This is a genomic window from Paracoccus aminovorans, assembly GCF_001546115.1.
Taxonomy (GTDB): Bacteria; Pseudomonadota; Alphaproteobacteria; order Rhodobacterales; family Rhodobacteraceae; genus Paracoccus; species Paracoccus aminovorans_B.
The window spans coordinates 534,258-553,859 of the sequence record NZ_KQ955208.1 but is presented as its reverse complement, the minus strand read 5'-3'; the positions used below and the strand labels follow the sequence as shown (position 1 = coordinate 553,859).

Sequence of the window (19,602 nt, the reverse complement as noted above, 5' to 3'; positions counted from 1 at the left end):
TTGGATTCGGGTATTTGCAGAGCAAAGAAGCCGGGCGCTGCGCCTTGGTCTTCTTCGTTCTTCAAATACCCATTCAACGCTTCGACAGGCGCAGGTGGATGCCGTTCTTGCCCCGCAGCGTCAGGCGCATGATCGGGACGGGCCTTTCGGGTCCGGGTTCCAGCCGGTAGGCGAGGACCAGGGTCGAGAGGAGCAGCGGCCCCTCGATCATGGCGAAGCCGGCGCCGGGGCAGGCGCGGGCGCCGGCCGAGAAGGGAATATAGGCGTCGCGCATGCAGGCCTTGCCGTTCTCGGTCTGCCAGCGGTCGGGGTCGAAGCCGTCGGGATTGTCCCACAGCCGCTCGTGGCGATGCAGATGCCAGGGCGACAGGACCAGCTGCGCGCCCTTGGCGGCCTTGCGGTCGCGCAGGGTCTCGGCATGGGCGCATTGCCGCACCGTCATGGCGACCGGGGGATAAAGCCGCAGCGCCTCGCGGAACACGGCGCGGGACAGCGGCAGCGCCTTGATGGCGGCGAAATCGGGGATGAGGTTGCGGCGGGCTTCCTCGGCCAGCCGGTCCTGCCAGTCGGGATGCTCGGCCAGCAGGTAGAGCGCCCAGGCCAGCGCCGAGGCGCCGGTTTCGTGCCCGGCCAGGAAGAAGGTTGCGACCTCGTCGACCATCTCGGCGGCGGTGAAGACCGCGCCGGTCTGGGGATCGGTCGTGGTCATGATCCGGGTCGCGAGATCGGCGGGTGCCTGGCCTTGGGCGATCAGCGCCGCGCGCTCCGCCACCAGCTGCCGGATCAGGTCGCGGATGCGGCGGGCGCTGGTGCGGGTGCGGCGGCTGTGCAGCCGCGCCCAGCGCGGCAGCGGCAGCAGACCGCCCAGGTTCACCATCGGCTGCGCGTCCTGATGCTCGCGGAAGGACTGGAACACGCCGGCGGCGATGCGGTCCTCGATCGGGATCGAGAACAGGGTGCGGAAGATCACGTCGGCGGCGATGTGGCTGGTCAGCGGCTCGATGTCCAGATCCGCGCCGTCGGCCAGCGGTGCCAGCCGGGCCACGCCGGATTGCGCCGCGTCCCACATGGCGGCGAAGGATTCGCGCAGCCGGCCGCCCTCGAAGGCCTGGTCGATGATGCGGCGCTGGTGCTGCCAGGTCGCGCCGTTCGAGATGAAGCTGGAATTGCCCAAGAGCGGTTGCAGCCCGGCCGCCATGCGCGGCGATTTCGGGAAATCCATCGGCCGCTGCTTCAGGATCAGGTCGATCAGCCTGGGGTCGTTGCAGGTGAAGCTGCGGATGAAGGGCGCGCGGAATTCGGCCATCCAGGCGCGATAAAGCCGGTCGGACTGCGCCGAGAGGATGTCCTGGCGGAAATCGCGCAGGAAGCGCCAGAGCGAGGGCTTGCCCGGGCGCGAGGCGGGTTTCGGCGGGATCATGTCGCGGTGAACCGGTTGACCGGCCGGGCGATGCGGCCCGGCGAATGGTCGCGGCCGGCGAAGCGCGCGCCAAGCGGCAGCGGCCCGGCGGTGATGGCGAAATAATCGTAGTCGCCGGGGCGGTCGAAGGCGCAGAGATACTGGAAATGCAGCCGGAACCAGCGCCCGCGCAGGCTGCGGCGCTTTTCCGGCGTGAGCGTCTGGGTGAAGGCGGCCGAGAGCACCAGCGGCTGGCGGCGGCCCGGCGGCTCGACCCCCGAGACCGCGACCGGGTCGCAGAGCCCGAAGCAGCAGGCGTCGCCCGGGGCCGTCACATCGACCCATTCGAGCTCCTCTCGCGCCGAGAGATAGGCGAGATCCGCCCGCAGCCGGTTCGCGCGTGGCAGGAAAGCGGCCATCGGCACGACATGGCCCAGCGACAGGTAGGAGAGCCGCGCCCCAGCCGGCACCCGGCCCGAGCGGATCAGGTCCGAGAGCACCGAGACCCCCAGATAGGCGCCGGAGCTGTGGCCGACGACCAGCACCTCGTCCCAATCATCCGCCAGCACCTCGGCGATGCGGTCGGCGAATTGCGTCAACCGCGCCTCGAGCGCCGGGGGATAGCCGCCGCCGCCTTGGGCGGTAAAGGCATAGTCGTGCATCAGGTACCAGGCAAAGATCTTGCCGTCGAGCCGCCGCCACAGGTGCAGCCCGGCCCAGGCCACCGCCAGCGTGACCGGCAGCGCCAGCCAGGCCAGGCCGGTCAGCCGGCCGACGACCCAGCCCAGGCCCGCGCCGACCAGCAGCGCCACGGCCAGTTGCGCCAGCAGCACCACCACCGGGTAGAGCGCCGCGATCACCGGACCGCGGCGCAGGCGCATCAGCCGGAACAGCGCCCCCGAGCCGATATAGGCCCAGGCGGTGCGGCAAAGCTGGCCATAGGTCGCGGCGATGCTTTGCCCCATCGAGCCCTGCACGATGTCGGCCCAGACCAGCACCTCGAACTCGGCCTCGGCCCGCGCGCCGTCGAAGTCGCCGCTGACGCCCCAGCCGAAGCCCTTGCGGTCGCGGCGTGGGCCGAATTCCAGCCCGTAGCCCGAGATCCGCGCCTGCTCGGCCCCCTCGCGCTTGTAAAGCTCGCGGTAGCGGCGCGGCGGGATCGGGTCATAGCCGGGGATATAGAGGACGCGGCGGCGAAAGGGGCGGGTCATGTCACGGCGGTTGTTTTGCCGGTGCAGCATAACCCATCCGGGCGAGCGGACAAGTCGCGAGGCGGCAAGTCAGGCCACGCCCCAGCGGCGCTCCAGCTTCTCGATGGCGGCGATGCGGGCGGCGGTCGGGGGGTGCGACAGCAGCCAGGCCGGTGCCGTGCCGCGGCCGCCGGCGAGCCGGTCCAGCTTGCGAAACAGGCTTTTCTGCGGGTCGGTGCCCAGGCCTGCCTTGACCATCAGGGCGCTGGCAAAGGCGTCGGCCTCGAATTCGTCCTGGCGCGACAGCCGGGCCGCAACGGCTGCGGCGACCAGGTTGGCGATCCAGCCGCCGATGCCGGGCAGGAAGCGCCCCAGCACGCCCGCCAGCGCCATGCGGATGGCGTTCTGGCCGGCGAAGTCGATCATCCGGCGCCGGGAATGACCCAGCGAGACATGGCCCAGCTCATGCGCGATCACCGAGGCGAGCTCGGCCTCGGTCACGCGGCCTTCGTCCAGCTTGTCGAGGAAACCGCGGGTCAGAAAGATGCGCCCGTCCGGCACCGCCATGCCGTTCACCGGCGCCACCTCGTAGACATGGGCGCGGATCGGCGGCAGGTTCATGGCGCGGCCCAGCCGTTCCAGCATCGGCGTCAGGCGCGGATGCGTCAGCGGGGTCGAGCGGGTGTTGAGCTCGGCCTTGAGCCGCCACATGGAAAAGAACCACATCGCGGCCATGTAAAGGATGATCAGCAGGATCGGGGTATAGCGCAGCATGGCCCCAATATGGGCCCGCTTTGGCGGTTCGCCAAGCCAGGGTGTCGTCGCGCCGGCGGCTGGCCAGGCGCCGGCATGATGGCGCGTCTAGCCGAGCAGGCGCATGGCCTGGGTCAGCCCCTCGAGTGTCAGGGGCTGCATGCGGTCGTAGAAGATCTCGCGGACCATGGCGATGGAACGGGTATGGCCCCAATGCGCGCGCGGCACCGGGTTCAGCCAGACATGGTCGGGCCAGGTCTCGCGCAGCCGCCTGAGCCAGGTCTCGCCCGATTCGGGGTTCCAGTGCTCGTTGGCGCCGCCGGGCACGGCGATCTCATAGGGCGACATCGAGGCATCGCCGACGAAGATCGCCTTGTAGTCGCGGCCGAAGCGGTTCAGCACCTCCCAGGTCGGCGTGGTCTCGGTCCAGCGGCGGCGGTTGTCCTTCCACAGCGCCTCGTAGACGCAGTTGTGGAAATAGAAATGCTCCAGGTGCTTGAACTCGGCGCGGGCGGCCGAGAACAGCTCGTCCACCAGCCGGGAATGATCGTCCATGCTGCCGCCGGCGTCGAGGAACAACAGCACCTTCACCGCATTGTGCCGCTCGGGCCGGGTCTGCACGTCGATATAGCCGTGCTCGGCGCTGGCGCGGATGGTGCCGGGCAGGTCCAGCTCTTCCAGGGCGCCGTGGCGGGCCCATTGCCGCAGCCGCTTCAGCGCCACCTTGATGTTGCGGGTGCCGAGTTCCACCGTATCGTCGAAATCGCGGAATTCGCGCTTGTCCCAGACCTTGGCGGCGCGGCGGTGGCGGCTTTCGGCCTGGCCGATGCGCACGCCCTCGGGGTTGTAGCCATAGGCGCCGAAGGGCGAGGTGCCGGCGGTGCCGATCCACTTGCTGCCGCCCTGGTGCCGACCCTGCTGCTCGGCCAGGCGCTCGCGCAGCCGCTTCATCAGCTCGTCGAAACTGCCCGGGCCCTCGATGGCGGCGCGTTCCTCGGGCGTCAGCAGCTTCTCGGCGAGCTTCTCCAGCCATTCGCGGGGGATCTCGACCTGATCGACCAGCGATTCGATGGGGATCTCGTCGAGCCCGGCGAAGGCTTCGGCAAAGGCGCGGTCGAATCGGTCGATGTGGCGTTCGTTCTTGACCAGCGTGGCGCGGGCCAGGTGATAGAAGCCCTCGGGCGACCAGTCCGACAGCCCTGCCTTCAGCCCGGCCAGCAGGTCCAGGTATTCCCGCAAGCTGACCGGAACCCCGTGCCGGCGCAGGCTGTCGAGGAAGGGCCGGAACATCAGCCCATCCGGCTGAGCAGCACGGTCAGGAACAGCCCGGCCACGGTCAGCGCCAGGCCATGGGCGGCGGCATATTGCAGCTTGTCGGCCGTGCCGCCGCCGGCTTTCGCGGCGCGGATCCAGCCGATCGCTGCGCCAAGGATGAATGCGGCGATCACGATCATGGGGCCGGCATAGCCCCGCACGGCGCCCCTGTCGAGGGGCACCCCTTGAACGCGGGCGGGGGGCGGGTTAGTTTTGTTGCAACTTACTATTCGGAGGGCGTGACGATGGCGCCCAGGCGTCCTGCGGGTGCGGACGCGTTCCCGAGAAAAACGGTCGAGCCTTTCGCCACCCGCCCGGCCGAGGACGGGCCGCTTTATGCGGCCTTGGATCTTGGCACCAACAGCTGCCGGATGCTGATTGCCCGCCCCGCGGGCAGCCAGTTCCAGGTGGTCGACAGTTTCTCGAAGCCGGTCCAGCTGGGCCATGGCCTCGAGGCATCAGGCAGGCTGTCGCGTCCTTCCATGGCGCGGACGGTGCATGCCTTGCAGGTGTGCCGGCGCAAGCTCGAGGCGCATAAGGTCGTGCATATGCGGCTGGTCGCGACCGAGGCCTGTCGCCGCGCGCGAAACAGCCGTGACTTCCTGCGCATGATCCGGCGCGAGACCGGCCTGCCGGTCGAGATCATCGACGCCGAGGAGGAGGCGCGGCTGGCGGTGATCTCCTGTGCGCCTCTGGTCAGCCAGCGCACCGAGCAATTGCTGGTCGTCGACATCGGCGGCGGCTCGACCGAGCTGGTCTGGATCGACCTCGAGGACGTGGACCCCAAGGAGCGCTCGCGCGCCATCATGCGGCTGGCGGACGGCTTTCGCGATCCGCAGCCCGGCGGCGCGCGGGTGGTGGACTGGATCTCGGTGCCGCTGGGCGTGGCCACGCTGCGCGACCAGTTCGAGGATGTCGAGGACGACCAGGGCCGTTTCGCGCTGATGTCCTGGCATTTTGAGGAGATGCTGTCGGATTTCGCGCCTTACTCGCTGACCGGCGGCTTGCAGGACAGTTTCCAGGTCATCGGCACCTCGGGCACCGTGACCACGGTGGCGGCCAGCCACCTGGGCCTGCGCCGCTATGACCGGACCAAGGTGGACGGGCTGACCATGACCTCGACCCAGATCGACCGGGTGATCCGCGACTATCTGTCGCTGGGCCCCGAGGGCCGGCGCGCCGATCCGCGCATCGGGCGCGAGCGGCATGCGCTGATCATGTCGGGCGCTGCGATCCTGCAGACGCTGATGCGGGTCTGGCCGACGACACGGCTGTCGGTGGCGGATCGCGGCCTGCGCGAGGGGCTGCTTTATGCGCAGATGGTCAAGGACGGGGTGCTGGCCCCGGATGGAATGAACGGGGTAGCGTGAGATGAGCGACGACAAGAAGCCGGGCGGCACGAAGAAAAGCTCGGGGCGCGGCCAGCGCGACCTGCGGGTGCGGGTCAAGACCGCCAAGGGGCGCAAGCTGTCGAGCACGCTGTGGCTGGAGCGGCAGCTGAACGACCCCTATGTCGCGCGGGCGAAACGCGAGGGCTATCGCGGCCGCGCCGCCTTCAAGATCCTGGAACTGGACGACAAGTATCATTTCCTTGTCCCTGGGGCGCGGGTAGTCGACCTGGGCTGCGCGCCCGGCGGCTGGTGCCAGGTCGCCGTGGCGCGGGTGAATGCCTTGGGCGAGAAATCCGGCAAGAAAGTCGGCACGGTGCTGGGCGTGGACCTGCAGGAAGTCGATCCCATCGCCGGGGCCGAGATCCACCAGCTGGATTTCCTGTCCGAAGGTGCGGACGAACAGGTCAAGGCCTGGCTGGGCGGCAACGCCGACGTGGTGATGTCGGACATGGCGGCGGCCTCGTCGGGGCACAAGGGCACCGACCATCTGCGCATCGTGGCGCTGGTCGAGGCGGCGGCGCAGCTCGCGTTCGACGTGCTGGAACCGGGCGGCACCTTCGTCGCCAAGGTGCTGGCGGGGGGCGCGGAAAACGAGATGCAGGCGATGCTGAAGCGCAATTTCCGCAAGGTGGCGAATGTGAAGCCGCCGGCCAGCCGGTCGGATTCCTCCGAGAAATTCGTCGTGGCGCAGGGATTCCGCGGCCGGGATGCGGGCGATGAGGAGCGCACTGCCGAGGTGTGGCCCGAGGACGGCGACGCCGCGCGTTGAGCGGGCAGGTTGGGCTTCCCCGAGACGCTCGTCGTGGGATGGGAGGCCGTGGTCGGCATGCGGCAGCGGCGGAGCAGGCCGGTCGAGTCATCCGGCCCCGTCCCGGCACTCAGCCAGCAGGTGGGCCGGAAGAACCGGCGAAGGCCTTCTTCCCGTCAGCGGATTCTGCCAGTTCCGCTTCGAGTGCGCCGACGGGTATTCGTAAAGGGGTGAGACCGCCGGGCTACCCGCGAAGTTGTATGCCACCACAGTCGGCGAGGTGCGTTTGCAACTGGACGTGGCTATCGTAATGGAAGCGCTTGACGTTCAGCGGGAAAACGATCCCCCGATCGTTTCTGATCCGCTTCACCCTCCTTGATGGTGCGGTTCATGCGTTCGACGTGGGCATTGGTCCACGGGTGATTGGGCTTGGTCAGCCTATGCTCGATCCCGAAGCGCGTCGACCGGGAAGAGATGGTGTCCGGTTTCGAGGCTGCTCTGCGAACTGATTCCGTTATCGGTGAGAATGGTATGGACCCGGTAGGGCACGGCTTCGAGCATACCCTGCAGGAATTCCCAGGCTGTCGGTGCGGCGGCGGATTCGAAACTTGGCCCCCGGGGAAGGCACTCGCTTGGCGTCGGGCGGGCGGGTTGGTTCCGCCGAGACGCTTGGCGTGAGACAGGGCTTTCGCGGCTGGGATGCAGGTGGTGCAGGGCGGATGCCGAGATCTGCCCGGTGCTGGCGTTCACGCCGCGCATTGAGCGGCTAAGGGGTTCTCCGAGAAGCGGCCTGTCGCACAGAGATTTCGCCGTCGGGCGGTGAAGATGACGTCGCGGGACTGTCGGGCCCGGCTTGGGCGTGGCGGCGACGCCGCGCGCTGACGAGTCGGGCAACCGGTGCGCGGTCAGCCCTCCTGCGCCGGCGGCGCGCCGCGCATCAGGGCGCGATAGCCTTCGGGCGTGCGTCCGGTGGCGGCCAGGAAGGCGCGCATGAAATGGCCGAGCCCGGCATAGCCCAATGCCTCGGCAATCTCGGGAATGGGGCGGGTGCTGCCGCGCAGCGCCTCGGTCGCCAGTTGCAGCCGCAGGTCGTAGAGCAGCTCCAGCGCGCTACGCCCCCGGCTTTGCCGGCAGGCGCGGTCGAGTTGCGCCAGCGAACAGCCCAGGGCCCGCGCCATTTCGGCGATGGTGCGATTGGCCGCCATGTCGCAGCCGGCAAGCGCCAGGAACCGCTCGGTCAGCGGCCGCGCCCCGGCGAGGCTGTCGCGGCGCGGGTCGGCATGGCCCTGACGATCCTCGAGCCGCGACAGCGCCACCGCGATCAGGCCCAGCTGATAGGGCGTGGCGCCATTGCCGCCGGGATCGCGGGCCGCGCCCTCGGCCAGCGCCAGGATGGCGGGGTCGATGAGCGCCGCGTCCTCGGACGCCGGCCAGCCGCTGCGAAACGCCTTGGGCAGCGGTTGCGCGCCGACCCAGGCGGGCGGGATCAGCAGCACCTGGCCCTGGACATCGGGCGGCGGCTTCAGGGAAAAGGCGGTGCCGGCCGGGATGAAGGCGATGCGGCCGGCGGTCAGGACATGGGCCTGGCGCGGAAATTCGATGCTGACCGCGCCGGCGACAGGGCGGATCAGCACATGGTCGCCGCGCACGCGCGGGCTGGGCGGCGTCTGGCGGCTCCGCACCGGCCCGCCCCAGTGGAACCCCGAGAGCGGCAGCAGCCGCAGCCCGTCGCCCGGACGGCCGCGCGGCAGCATCCGGGCCCGCGGCGGAGCGGCCTCGGCTGGCCCGGACGGGGCGGCGATCACCGGCGCCAGCACCGAAACCGGCTTGTCGTCGGCGGGGGTGGCCGTTGCCTCGGCCTGCGGCAGGCGCGGGTCGGTGGCGGCCGGGTCCATAATCCCCGGCGCACTGATGCCGGCTGCCCGTAGCCGTTGTGTGCCGGGATCCGAATCAAAATTGACAAAGGCGCGAATAGCTTCGTTCATCTGGCATGGTTTCCAGCAAATCCATGAAGATAACGTAAACTTCGGACCAGGGTTCCTGAAGAGTTTATTCAGCCTGCGGTTGCGAATTGTTCAATATGTCACATTTCCGTGACGGATCGCGGTCCGATCGGGACCGGCTGCCAGTCGCGCAACCGGCCGCGAAAGAAGCTGCGCTGCGCCTTGGCATATTGTCGCGTGGCGATGATCGCCTGCGCGGTGGCCTCGTCCAGACTGCAGCGGCCTTGCAGATGCGCGACCAGTTCCGGCGCGCCGATGGCCTTGGCCCAAAGCGCCGCCGGATCCCAGCGCGGCAGCATGGCCCGCACCTCGTCCAGCGCGCCCTGCGTCAGCATCTGGCGAAAGCGCCGCTCGATGCGGTCCGCAAGCCAGTCGCGATCGGCCTGCAGGACCAGCCGATGCGCGCGCCCGGGCGGGATCAGCGGCGGCGGGGTCTCGTCCTGCCAGGCCGAGATGCCGCGGCCGGTCGCCTGCAGCACCTCCCAGGCGCGCTGCACCCGCACCGGGTTCCTTAGGTCGATGCGTGCCCGCGTGGCCGCGTCCAGATCGGCGATCATCCGGGCCAGGCCCTCGGGGCTGCGGTTCAGCGCATCGGCGCGGGCGCGGATCTGCGGCGGGGTCGGCGGGATCGCGGCCAGCCCGGCCGTCAGCGCATGCATGTAAAGCCCGGTGCCGCCGGTCACGATCAGCCGGCCGGGCAGGGCCGCGACCTCGGAGAGCCAGACGCCCACCGAATAGTCCCGGCCGGGCGCGACATGGCCGTAAAGCGCATGCGGCGCGCGCGCCTCGTCCTCGGGACCGGGCCGGGCGGTCAGCACCCGCCAGCAGGACCAGACCTGCAAGGCATCGGCATTGACCACGGTGCCGCCCTGCGCCTCGGCGACGCGCAGCGCCAGCGCGGATTTGCCGCTGGCCGTCGGGCCGGCGATCAGCACGTGGCGGGCGGGATCCAGCGTGGCGATCAGACTATCCATGCGGGAGGGAAAGCGGGCTGTTGAACATGGCCCCTGTTTGCGACATTTTGCGCGGCAATGAAACCGCCGCGAAAAGGTAGAACCATGTCGGACAGCGCCCTCCAGAATCCCGGAAAATACTCTCGCGTCATGCTGAAGATTTCGGGAGAGGCGCTGATGGGCGACCAGGGCTACGGCCTGCATCCCCCGACCGTCGCCCGCATCGCGCAAGAGGTCCGCTCGGTCCATGACATGGGGGTCGAGATCTGCATGGTCATCGGCGGCGGCAACATCTTCCGCGGGCTGCAGGGCAGCGCCCAGGGCATGGAGCGGGCGACCGCCGACTACATGGGCATGCTGGCGACGGTGATGAACGCGCTGGCGATGCAGGCGGCGCTGGAGGCGGAAAAGATCCACACCCGCGTCATCTCGGCGATCCGCATGGACGAGGTGGCCGAGCCCTATATCCGCCGCCGCGCCGTGCGCCACCTGGAAAAGAAGCGCGTCTGCATCTTCGCCGCCGGCACCGGCAACCCGTATTTCACCACCGACACGGCGGCAACGCTGCGCGCCAACGAGATGAACTGCGAGGCGATCTTCAAGGGCACCAAGGTCGACGGCGTCTATGACAAGGACCCGAAGAAATTCCCCGACGCGAAACGCTATGACGACGTGACCTATGACGAGGTGCTGCAGAAGCACCTGGGTGTCATGGACGCCTCGGCCATCGCGCTGGCGCGGGACAACGACCTGCCGATCATCGTCTTTTCGCTGGACGAGCCGGGCGGGTTCCGGGGGATTCTCGCCGGAAGCGGCACTTATACGCGGGTGCATGGTTAAAATGCCCGCATAGGCTTTGCCATGCCGGCCCGGCTCGGCTAAGAACGCTGAAAACCACAGCACAGAGGCCATGACCCTACATGTCCGACGAGATCGAGATCGACACCGACGACCTGGAACGCCGCATGAAGGGCGCGATGGATTCGCTGCGCCATGAATTCGCCTCGCTGCGCACCGGCCGCGCCTCGGCCAGCATGGTCGAGCCGATCATGGTCGATGCCTATGGCTCGCCCACGCCGATCAACCAGATCGGCACCGTGAACGTGCCCGAGCCGCGCATGGTGACGATCAACATCTGGGACAAGGCGCTGGTCAACAAGGCCGAAAAGGCGATCCGCGATTCCGGCCTGGGCATCAACCCGCAGCTCAACGGCACCATCATCATGCTGCCGATCCCCGAGTTGAACGAGGAGCGCCGCCGCGACCTGACCCGCGTCGCCGCGCAATATGCCGAGCATGCCCGCGTCGCCATCCGCAACGTGCGCCGCGACGGCATGGACCAGATCAAGAAGGCCAAGGGCTCGGGCATGTCCGAGGACGACCAGAAGTTCTGGGAATCGGCCGTGCAGGAGCTGACCGACAAGATGATCGCCGCGGTCGATCAGGCGCTTGAGAGCAAGCAAGCCGAAATCATGCAGGTCTGACCCGGATGGCCGAAACCGCAGCCAGCCTGAGCAATACCGGCGGCGGGGAGCAGCGCCCCCGTCACGTCGCCATCATCATGGATGGCAACGGCCGCTGGGCCAAGAACAAGGGCTGGCCGCGGCTTGTCGGCCACCGGCGCGGCGCCGAGCGCGTCAAGCAGATCGTGCGCGCCTGTCCCGACATGGGGGTGAATTGGCTGACGGTCTATGCCTTCTCGACCGAGAACTGGAAGCGCTCGACCGAGGAAGTGCTGGGCCTGATGGGCATCTTCGCCCGCTATATCGAGCGCGAGGCCGACGGGCTGGCGGCCGAGGGCGTGCGCATGCGCTTCATCGGCGGGCGCGAGCGGCTGGACCCCAAGCTGCAACGGCTGATGGCCGGGATCGAGGCGCGCACCGCCGGCAATACCCGGCTGAACCTGACCGTGGCGATCAATTACGGCGGCCGGGACGAGCTGGTGCGGGCGGCCGCGCGGTTGGCCCAGCGCATGGCCCGGGGCGAGATCGCCGAGCCGGCCGAGGCCGACCTGGCCGATTGCCTGGACACCGCCGGCCATCCCGACCCCGACCTGGTGATCCGCACCTCGGGCGAGACGCGGACCTCGAATTTCCTGCCCTTCCAGGCGGCCTATTCCGAATATGAATTCACCAAGGTGCTGTGGCCCGATTTCACGCCCGAGCACCTGGCCGAGATCCTCGACCGTTTCGGGTTGCGCGAGCGGCGCTTCGGCGGCGCATGACCGGCGAGGGCTCAAAGCGCGACCGGCTGCGGGGCGCGCTGCAACGCGGCCGCGACAAATGGGCGGATCTGCGGCCACGGCTGATCTCGGGTGCCGTCCTGGTGGTGCTGGGGCTGGTGCTGCTGCTGTCCTCGGGGCTGTGGCTGCGCTTTGGCGTCGCGGCGGTGACCGGGCTTATGATGTGGGAACTGGCCCGGCTGACCGGCTGGCGCCACCCCGAGTTTCACAGCCCGCGCCATCCGGTGCTGATCGGCGTGCTGTCCGGGCTGGTGATGCTGGCCATGCTGGTGCTGCCGGGCGACTGGCCGATGGCGCTGGCGCTGGTGCCGATGGCCGCCGGCTGGCACGGCACGCATGAGCACGAGCGCCCGGCCTATCTGCTGTTCACGCTGGCGATCCTCGGGGCCGGCTACGGCCTGGTGGTGATCCGCGAGGCGATGGGCCTGCCGACGCTGTTCTGGATCGTGGGCACGGTGGTCGCCTCGGACGTGCTGGGCTATTTCGTCGGGCGCAAGCTGGGCGGCGCGCGGTTCTGGCCGGCGATCAGCCCGAAGAAGACCTGGAGCGGCACCATCGCCGGCTGGGTCGGTGCGCTGGTGCTGGCGGGGGCGCTGTGGATGTCCGGCCTGGCCGGCTGGCCCATCGTGATCGTCGGGCCGCTGCTGGCGCTGGCCGGGCAATTCGGCGATATTGCCGAAAGCTGGCTCAAGCGCCGGGTCGGCGCCAAGGACAGTTCCGACCTGATCCCCGGCCATGGCGGGGCGATGGACCGTTTCGACGCCATGTCCGGGGCGCTGCTGCTGGCGCTGGCCCTGCTGATGGCGAACCTTCTGCCGGTGATCGGAGGCTGAGATCATGCGCAGCGTATCCGTGCTGGGCGCGACCGGATCGGTCGGCGAAAGCGCATTCGACCTGTTGATGCGGGCGGGCGGCGCACAGGCGTTCCGCACCGTCGCCCTGACCGGCGGCGCCAATGTCGCGCGGCTGGCCGAGATGGCGCGCGCCCTGCGGGCCGAGATCGCGGTGACCGCCTGGCCGGAAAAGCTGGCCGAGCTGCGCGCATTGCTGGCCGGCAGCGGCATCGCCTGCGCGGCGGGGGCCGAGGCCGTCGCCGAGGCCGCGGCGCGGCCGGCGGACTGGACGCTTTCGGCCATCGTCGGCGCCGCCGGCCTGCCGCCGGGGCTCGCGGTGCTGAACCGGGGCGGCACGCTGGCGCTGGCGAACAAGGAGACCCTGGTCGCCGCCGGGCCGCTGGTCATGGGTCGCGCCCGCCGCACCGGCGCCCGCATCCTGCCGGTCGATTCCGAACATTCCGCGATTTTCCAGGCGCTTCAGGGCGAAGACCTCGAAAGCGTCGAGCATGTGACCATCACCGCCTCGGGCGGCGCCTTCCGCGACTGGCCGCTGGAGCGCCTGGCCCAGGCCAGCGTGGCCGAGGCCAGCCGGCATCCGAACTGGGCCATGGGCCAGCGCATCACCATCGACAGCGCCAGCATGTTCAACAAGGCGCTGGAGGTCATCGAGGCGCATGAATTCTTCGGCCTCGGGTCCGAGCGGATCCGCGTGCTGGTGCATCCGCAGTCGATCATCCATGCCATGGTCACGCATCGCGACGGCGGCAGCATCGCGCATCTGGGCGCGCCCGACATGCGCCATGCCATCGGCTATGCGCTGAACTGGCCGGCGCGCGCCGAACTGCCGGTGCCGAAACTGGACCTCGCCGCGCTCGGCAGCCTGAGCTTCGCCGCGCCGGACGAGGCGCGCTGGCCCGCCCTGCGCCTGGCGCGCGAGGCGATGCAGGCCGGCGGTGCCGCCGGCGCGGTGCTGAACGCCGCCAAGGAGCAGGCGCTCGACGATTTCATCGCAGGCCATATCCGCTTCACCGACATGGCCCCGGCGGTCGAGCGGGCGCTGGAGCAGGCGGCGCGCGAGGCCGGATTCGCGCAAAGTCCCGGCGATCTGGACGCCGTGCTGGCCTGGGACGGTTTCGGCCGCCGGGCCGCCGCGCAAGGCCGGGGCGCGGCATGAGCGCGGCCGTCGAGATGCTGGGCGGGTTCCTGTGGACCGCCGCCGCCTTTGTCCTGGCGCTGTCGATCATCGTCACGGTGCATGAATACGGCCATTATATCATCGGCCGGCTTTGCGGCATCCGGGCCGAGGTGTTCTCGCTGGGTTTCGGCCCGCGGCTGTGCGCGCGCCGCGACCGGCGCGGCACGCTGTGGCAGGTGGCGGCGATTCCGCTGGGCGGCTATGTGCGTTTCCTGGGCGATGCCGATGCCGCCAGCGCCGGTTCGGTCGCGGTCGCGCCCGAACGCGCCCGGCAAAGCCTGAACGGGGCGCCGCTCTGTGCGCGCTTCGCCACCGTCGCGGCGGGGCCGGTGTTCAACTTCATCCTGTCGATCCTGGTCTTTGCCGGCATGGCGATCTGGCAGGGCCTGCCCGTCGATCAGGTGCAGGTCGGCAAGCTGCATCCGGTGCCGCCGGGCGTGACGATGCAGCTGCAACCCGGCGACCGCATCCTGGCGGTGGACGGCCGGCCGGTCGCCAGCTGGCGCGACCTCGGCCTGCTGGCCGAAAGCCTGCCGGCGCGGCCGAGCCATGACTGGACCGTGCTGCGCGAGGGTGCCGAGATCACCGTGCCCGGACCCGACCCGGTGCCGCCGCTGGTCGGCGGCGTCGCGCCGCGCAGCCCGGCGGTCGCGGCGGGGCTGCAGCCCGGCGACGTGATCCTGGCGGTGGACGGCCAGCCCGTGCGGCGCTTCGACGAATTGCGCGGCCATGTCGCGGCCGCGGCCGGCAAGCCGGTGGTGCTGCGCGTCTGGCGCGAGGGCGAGGGCGAGGCCGACTATACGCTGATCCCGCGCGAACAGGACCTGCGGACCGAAGCCGGCTACGAACGGCGCTGGATGATCGGCGTTCAGGGCGGCGGCAGCTATTTCGACCCGGCGATCCGTTCGGCCGGTCCGCTGGAATCGCTGGCCCTGGGCGCGGCGCGGACCTGGGACATCATCGCCTCGTCGGTCTCGGGGCTGTGGGCCATGGTCACCGGCCAGATCGGCAGCTGCAACCTGGGCGGGGCGATTTCCATCGCCGAGACGACCGGGCAGGCGGCCTCGGCCGGGGGCGGCAATTTCATCTGGTGGATCGCCGTGCTGTCGGCGGCGATCGGCTTCCTGAACCTCTTGCCGGTGCCGGTCCTGGATGGCGGACACCTGATGTTCTACCTTTACGAGGCGGTGGCGCGGCGCCGGCCCTCGGCCCGGGTGATCGACATCCTGTCGGCGCTCGGCATGGCCGCGGTGCTGTCGCTGATGGTTTTCGGCCTCAGCAACGATCTTTTCTGCCCCTGAGCCGGCATGGGCTTTTGACAGTCCCGCCCGCTTCGCTGTATCCATCGGAACAAATCCGGTGGGGCCAACCCGCCGGGCCATGCATTACGCGCGAGGGGCGGCGATGACGGACAGGAAACTCGGCAAGGGCGCGCTGGCGCTGATCTCGGCGCTGGCTGTGGCCGCGCCCGTCGGCCTGGTGGCAAGCGCCGCCTCGGCCTATGTCTTCAGCAATGTCCGCATCGAGGGCAACCAGAGGATCGAACCGGCGACGATCCTGTCCTATCTGGATCTGCCGCGCGGCCAGGACGTCTCGGGCGGCGCGCTGAACGACGCCATGCAGCGGCTGCAGAATTCGGGCCTGTTCGAAAAGGTCGAGCTGGTGCCCTCGGGCGGCACGCTGGTGGTGCGCGTCGCCGAATATCCGACGATCAACGTCATCTCCTTCGAGGGCAACAAGCGCCTCAAGGACGAGAACCTGGCCGAGATCGTCAAGTCCAAGGCCCGCCGCGTCTATTCCCCGGCCCAGGCCGAGGCCGATGCCGCCGCCATCAGCCAGGTCTATGCCTCGGAAGGGCGGCTGGCCGCCCGCGTCGACCCGCGCATCATCCGCCGCGGCAGCAACCAGGTCGACCTGGTCTTCGAAGTGGCCGAGGGCAAGGTGACCGAGATCGAGCGCATCGGCTTCGTCGGCAACCGCGCCTTTTCCGACCGCCGGCTGCGCAACGTCTTGCAGACCAAGCAGGCCGGCGTCCTGCGCACCTTCATCAAGCGCGACACCTTCGCGCCCGACCGGCTGCCGGTCGATGAAAAGCTGCTGACCGATTTCTATCGCTCGCGCGGCTATGCCGATTTCAAGGTCCAGGCGGTGGCGCCGGAGCTGGCCCGCGAACGCGACGCCTTCTACATCACCTTCCAGATCCAGGAAGGCCCGCGCTATACCTTCGGCACCGTGAACACGGTGAGCGAGATCCCCGGCGTCGATGCCGGCGAATTCGCGGCGCAGAACCGGGTCAAGCGCGGCGCGGTCTACAACCCGACCATCATCGACACCACCATCCGCCGCATGGAGGCGCTGGCGCTGCGCAAGGGGCTCGACTTCGTCAATATCGAGCCGCGCATCACCCGCAACGAGCGCAACCAGACCCTGGACCTGACCTTTGCCCTGACCCGCGGCCAGCGCGTCTTCGTCGAGCGCATCGACATCGAGGGCAATACCACGACGCTGGACGAGGTGATCCGCCGGCAATTCGCCACGGTCGAGGGCGACCCCTTCAACCCGCGCGAGATCCGCAACTCGGCCGAACGGCTGCGGGCGCTGGGATATTTCTCGGACGTGCAGGCCGAAAGCCGGCAGGGCACCTCGCCCGAGCAGGTCATCGTCGACGTGAACGTCGAGGAACAGCCGACCGGCAGCCTGAACTTCGGCGTCAGCTACGGCGTCTCGACCGGCGTGGGCTTCAACGCCTCGCTGTCGGAAAAGAACTTCCTGGGCCGCGGCCAGCAGGTGGACCTGTCCTTCGCCACCGGCTCGGGCACGAAAAGCTCGGGCTTCACCTTCGTCGAGCCCTATTTCCTGGGCCGCGACCTGAAGGCGCGCTTCCAGACCTGGTACAACACTACCGACCGGCTGAATTCGGAATACAACACCCGCACCGTCGGCTTCCAGACCGGGATGGAATTCCCGATTTCGGAAAACGGCCGGCTGGAGCTGCGCTACAAGCTCAGCAAGGACACGCTCTATGACGTGGAACTGTATGGCGTGGACCCCGAGACCGGCGAGGATACCGGCTCCTCGCCGATCCTCTACAACGAGCAGGGCGGCTTCTTCACCTCGGCGCTTGGCTATACCTACAGCTATGACAGCCGCGTTGCCGGACTGGACCCGCTGACCAGCTATCGGCTGCGCTTCAGCCAGGACTTCGCCGGCGTCGGCGGCGACGTGAAATCGGTCACCAGCTCGCTTTACGCCGGGATCGAAAGCCGGGCCTGGCGCGAAAGCGTGACCATGCTGGCCGAATTCGAGGCCGGCGCCGTGCATATGCTGGGCGACCAGAACAGCCGCTTCCTGAACCGCTATACCGGCAACGGCAAGATCCGCGGCTTCGAGCCGAACGGCATGGGTCCGCGCGACCTGGCCGCGCCGAACGAGGACGCGCTGGGGGGCAACTATTTCTGGGCGCTGCGCACGGAACTGCAATTCCCGCTGGGCCTGCCCGAGGAATATGGCATCAAGGGCGGCCTGTTTGCCGATGCCGGCTCGGTCTGGGGGCTGGACAACAAGATCGGCGCCTTCGACACGCCGGTCGATGACGGCATGCATATCCGCGCCTCGGTCGGGGCCTCGCTGTTCTGGACCACGCCGATCGGTCCCCTGCGCTTCAACTTCGCCAAGGCGTTGAAGAAAGAGGATTACGACGAGGAACAGGCCTTCGACCTGACCATCTCGACCAAGTTCTGATGCGGGCAGGGCGTCAGGTCGCGCTGCTCGGGCTGGCCGTCCTGCTGGCCGGCCCGCCGGCCGCGCTGGCGCAGACGGCGGCGCCGCTGGCCGGCGGCCCCTCGGCCGCGCCGCTGGTCGTGGATGCGCCCGAGCCCCGGGGCGAGGGCGTGCTGCCGGTGATAACGCTGGACCAGGAGGCGCTTTACGCCGGCACGAAATGGGGCCAGCGCGTCAAGGCGGAACTGGAACAGCGCGGCCAGGAAATAGCGGCCGAGAACGACCGGCTGGCCAACCAGTTCGCCGCCGAGGAGCAGTCGCTGACCCTGCTGCGCCAGACCATGCCCGCCGACGAATTCCGCAAGCAGGCCGAGGCATTCGACAAGCGCGCGGTCGAGGTGCGCCGCCAGCGCGAGGCCGCGGCGGATGAGCTGAACAAGCGCGCTGCCGACGAATATTATGCGTTTTCCCGGGCGATGCTGCCGGTGCTGGCCGCGCTGATGCGCGAGCGTGGCGCGGTCGCGGTGCTGGACAAGCGCGCGATCCTGGTTGCGGCGCAATCCATCGACGTGACCGAGGCGCTGATCCAGCGCATCGACAGCGAGATCGGCGCCGGCCCGCTGCAACAGGGCCCGAACCTGCCCGAGCCGCAAGAGCCGGCCGAGCCGTCCGAAGCCGCACCCGAATCCGCGCCGGCCGACTAGGTCCACAGCCGCGGCGGCATGACTTTCATGCTGCATATGGCACCGTGACCCGCCGCCTCGACCCATGGGTTGGCCATCGCGGTTTGCTTCAGGGCCGTCCTGCTGACGGCCAAGCTGGAGCCGGCGGCAGCGGGATCGACCTGGATGCGGCGACGGACAGTGATGCAGGCATTCTTCAGAGGCAGGGGCCCCGATCAGCCCAGCCGGCGGTCCAGCTCGCCGATGCGCCGGGTCAGCAGTTCGAACAGGCCCTTCACATCGACGTCGCGGATGAAGGTGGCGTTCGGCGTGCGGCCGCTGACCCGCCACCAGTCGGCGACGGTCATGCCCAAGGTGAATTCGCCCCGGGTCTCGATCTCGACATTGATGAACCGGCCCGAGAACAGCTGCGGCGCCAAGAGCCAGGCGATGGTGCAGGGGTCGTGCAGCGGCGCGCCCTCGCTGCCGTATTTCTCGCGGTCGTAGCGTTCGAAGAAATCGGTCCAGCTGGCGATGGCCTGGCCGATACGGCCCATGGCGCGCATCTGCTCGACCCAGGGCCGGCTGGTCAGCGCCTTGTGCGTCACGTCGAGCGGCATCACCGTCAGCGGCGCGCCGGCGCCAAAGACCAGGCTGGCGGCCTCGGGGTCGACATAGATGTTGAATTCGGCGGTGGGGGTGATGTTGCCGACCTCGAAATAGGCGCCGCCCATCAGCACGATCTCCTGCACGCGCGGGATGATGTCGGGCGCGCGCTGGAAGGCCATGGCGATATTCGTCAGCGGCCCGATCGGCACCAGCGTCACCGTGCCGGCGGGCTCGCGGCGCAGCGTCTCGATCAGGAAATCGACGGCATGGCCGGGGGCCAGTGCCTTCTTCGGGTCGGGCAGGGTGACGCCATCGAGGCCGGTCTTGCCATGCACATGCTCGGCCGTGACCAGCGGGCGCGACAGCGGCGCCTCGGCCCCGGCGTAGACCGGCAGGTCGGGCCGGCCGGCCAGCTCGCAGAGCACGAGGGCATTGCGCTGGGTATGATGCAGCGGCACGTTGCCGGCCACCGCCGTCAGGCCCAGCACCTCGATCTCGGGGCTGGCCAGCGCCAGCAGGATGGCGACGGCGTCGTCCTGGCCCGGGTCGGTGTCGATGATGATCTTGCGGGCCATGCGTCTCTCCTG

General features: G+C 69.2%; 18 protein-coding genes and 1 pseudogene. 10 read left to right on the top strand and 9 right to left on the bottom strand.

Translation table 11 applies throughout. From position 1 onward, the window contains the following. Positions 1 to 73: 73 nt before the first annotated feature. The 5 genes from ASV56_RS02850 to ASV56_RS02830 form a co-directional block, all read right to left on the bottom strand. The gene (locus ASV56_RS02850) at positions 74 to 1,420 is read right to left on the bottom strand and encodes a cytochrome P450 (RefSeq protein ID WP_062560711.1); all 1,347 of its coding nucleotides are present in this window, start codon (positions 1,418 to 1,420) and stop codon (positions 74 to 76) included. After that, positions 1,417 to 2,640, bottom strand: a complete 1,224-nt coding sequence (locus tag ASV56_RS02845) for a hypothetical protein (protein ID WP_253879838.1) — start codon at positions 2,638 to 2,640, stop codon at positions 1,417 to 1,419. Before ASV56_RS02845 ends, ASV56_RS02850 begins: the two co-directional genes overlap by 4 nt. Before the next feature lie 39 nt (positions 2,641 to 2,679). Continuing rightward, entirely contained in the window at positions 2,680 to 3,363 is a 684-nt protein-coding gene (locus tag ASV56_RS02840) for a M48 family metallopeptidase (protein ID WP_062560710.1), read from the bottom strand. 87 nt (positions 3,364 to 3,450) lie between these two features. After that, on the bottom strand, positions 3,451 to 4,632 hold the full coding sequence (locus ASV56_RS02835) for a vWA domain-containing protein (RefSeq protein ID WP_062560709.1): 1,182 nt from the start codon (positions 4,630 to 4,632) through the stop codon (positions 3,451 to 3,453). Next, entirely contained in the window at positions 4,632 to 4,817 is a 186-nt protein-coding gene (locus ASV56_RS02830; RefSeq protein ID WP_017997838.1) for a hypothetical protein, read from the bottom strand. The genes ASV56_RS02835 and ASV56_RS02830 overlap by 1 nt, the downstream gene beginning before the upstream one ends. Positions 4,818 to 4,901: 84 nt before the next feature. Here ASV56_RS02830 and ASV56_RS02825 point away from each other — a divergent pair, with 84 nt between their 5' ends. Beyond that, positions 4,902 to 6,026, top strand: a complete 1,125-nt coding sequence (locus tag ASV56_RS02825) for a Ppx/GppA phosphatase family protein (RefSeq protein WP_062560708.1) — start codon at positions 4,902 to 4,904, stop codon at positions 6,024 to 6,026. Between the two features lies 1 nt (position 6,027). Then, positions 6,028 to 6,816 carry an RlmE family RNA methyltransferase gene (locus ASV56_RS02820; RefSeq protein WP_062560707.1) on the top strand — a complete coding sequence of 263 codons (789 nt, stop codon included), beginning with the start codon at positions 6,028 to 6,030 and terminating at the stop codon, positions 6,814 to 6,816. Positions 6,817 to 7,044: 228 nt separating this feature from the next. Here the strand turns inward: ASV56_RS02820 and ASV56_RS25015 are convergent. From ASV56_RS25015 to miaA, 3 genes and pseudogenes are all read right to left on the bottom strand, one after another. Further along, a pseudogene (locus ASV56_RS25015) lies at positions 7,045 to 7,398 on the bottom strand (integrase core domain-containing protein); the annotation flags it as partial. Positions 7,399 to 7,700: 302 nt separating this feature from the next. Then, positions 7,701 to 8,690 carry a helix-turn-helix domain-containing protein gene (locus tag ASV56_RS02815; protein ID WP_253879836.1) on the bottom strand — a complete coding sequence of 330 codons (990 nt, stop codon included), beginning with the start codon at positions 8,688 to 8,690 and terminating at the stop codon, positions 7,701 to 7,703. 188 nt (positions 8,691 to 8,878) lie between these two features. Beyond that, positions 8,879 to 9,772 carry a tRNA (adenosine(37)-N6)-dimethylallyltransferase MiaA gene (gene miaA / locus ASV56_RS02810; protein ID WP_062560705.1) on the bottom strand — a complete coding sequence of 298 codons (894 nt, stop codon included), beginning with the start codon at positions 9,770 to 9,772 and terminating at the stop codon, positions 8,879 to 8,881. An 84-nt stretch (positions 9,773 to 9,856) separates the two neighbouring features. Between miaA and pyrH the strand changes: the two genes are divergently transcribed. The 8 genes from pyrH (at position 9,857) to ASV56_RS02770 (ending at position 18,448) form a co-directional block, all read left to right on the top strand. Further along, complete coding sequence (gene pyrH, locus ASV56_RS02805) at positions 9,857 to 10,591, top strand: UMP kinase (RefSeq protein WP_062560704.1); 735 nt, start codon at positions 9,857 to 9,859, stop codon at positions 10,589 to 10,591. A gap of 80 nt (positions 10,592 to 10,671) precedes the next feature. Next, positions 10,672 to 11,235 (top strand): ribosome recycling factor, encoded by a 564-nt coding sequence (frr, locus tag ASV56_RS02800; RefSeq protein ID WP_062560703.1) that lies wholly within the window; start codon positions 10,672 to 10,674, stop codon positions 11,233 to 11,235. A 5-nt stretch (positions 11,236 to 11,240) separates the two neighbouring features. Further along, on the top strand, positions 11,241 to 11,975 hold the full coding sequence (gene uppS / locus ASV56_RS02795) for a polyprenyl diphosphate synthase (RefSeq protein ID WP_062560702.1): 735 nt from the start codon (positions 11,241 to 11,243) through the stop codon (positions 11,973 to 11,975). Then, complete coding sequence (locus tag ASV56_RS02790) at positions 11,972 to 12,826, top strand: phosphatidate cytidylyltransferase (protein WP_062560701.1); 855 nt, start codon at positions 11,972 to 11,974, stop codon at positions 12,824 to 12,826. The genes uppS and ASV56_RS02790 overlap by 4 nt, the downstream gene beginning before the upstream one ends. Before the next feature lie 4 nt (positions 12,827 to 12,830). Continuing rightward, a complete protein-coding gene (gene dxr / locus ASV56_RS02785) occupies positions 12,831 to 14,003 on the top strand; it encodes a 1-deoxy-D-xylulose-5-phosphate reductoisomerase (protein WP_062560700.1) in 1,173 nt (390 codons plus the stop codon). Further along, complete coding sequence (gene rseP / locus ASV56_RS02780; RefSeq protein ID WP_062560699.1) at positions 14,000 to 15,325, top strand: RIP metalloprotease RseP; 1,326 nt, start codon at positions 14,000 to 14,002, stop codon at positions 15,323 to 15,325. Before dxr ends, rseP begins: the two co-directional genes overlap by 4 nt. A 103-nt stretch (positions 15,326 to 15,428) precedes the next feature. After that, positions 15,429 to 17,765: an outer membrane protein assembly factor BamA gene (gene bamA, locus ASV56_RS02775; protein WP_062560698.1), complete on the top strand. Its 2,337-nt coding sequence runs from the start codon at positions 15,429 to 15,431 to the stop codon at positions 17,763 to 17,765. Further along, complete coding sequence (locus ASV56_RS02770) at positions 17,765 to 18,448, top strand: OmpH/Skp family outer membrane protein (protein ID WP_062560697.1); 684 nt, start codon at positions 17,765 to 17,767, stop codon at positions 18,446 to 18,448. The genes bamA and ASV56_RS02770 overlap by 1 nt, the downstream gene beginning before the upstream one ends. Positions 18,449 to 18,642: 194 nt before the next feature. Here the strand turns inward: ASV56_RS02770 and ASV56_RS02765 are convergent, their stop codons facing one another. Further along, the gene (locus ASV56_RS02765; protein ID WP_062560696.1) at positions 18,643 to 19,590 is read right to left on the bottom strand and encodes a nucleoside hydrolase; all 948 of its coding nucleotides are present in this window, start codon (positions 19,588 to 19,590) and stop codon (positions 18,643 to 18,645) included. Positions 19,591 to 19,602: the final 12 nt, after the last annotated feature.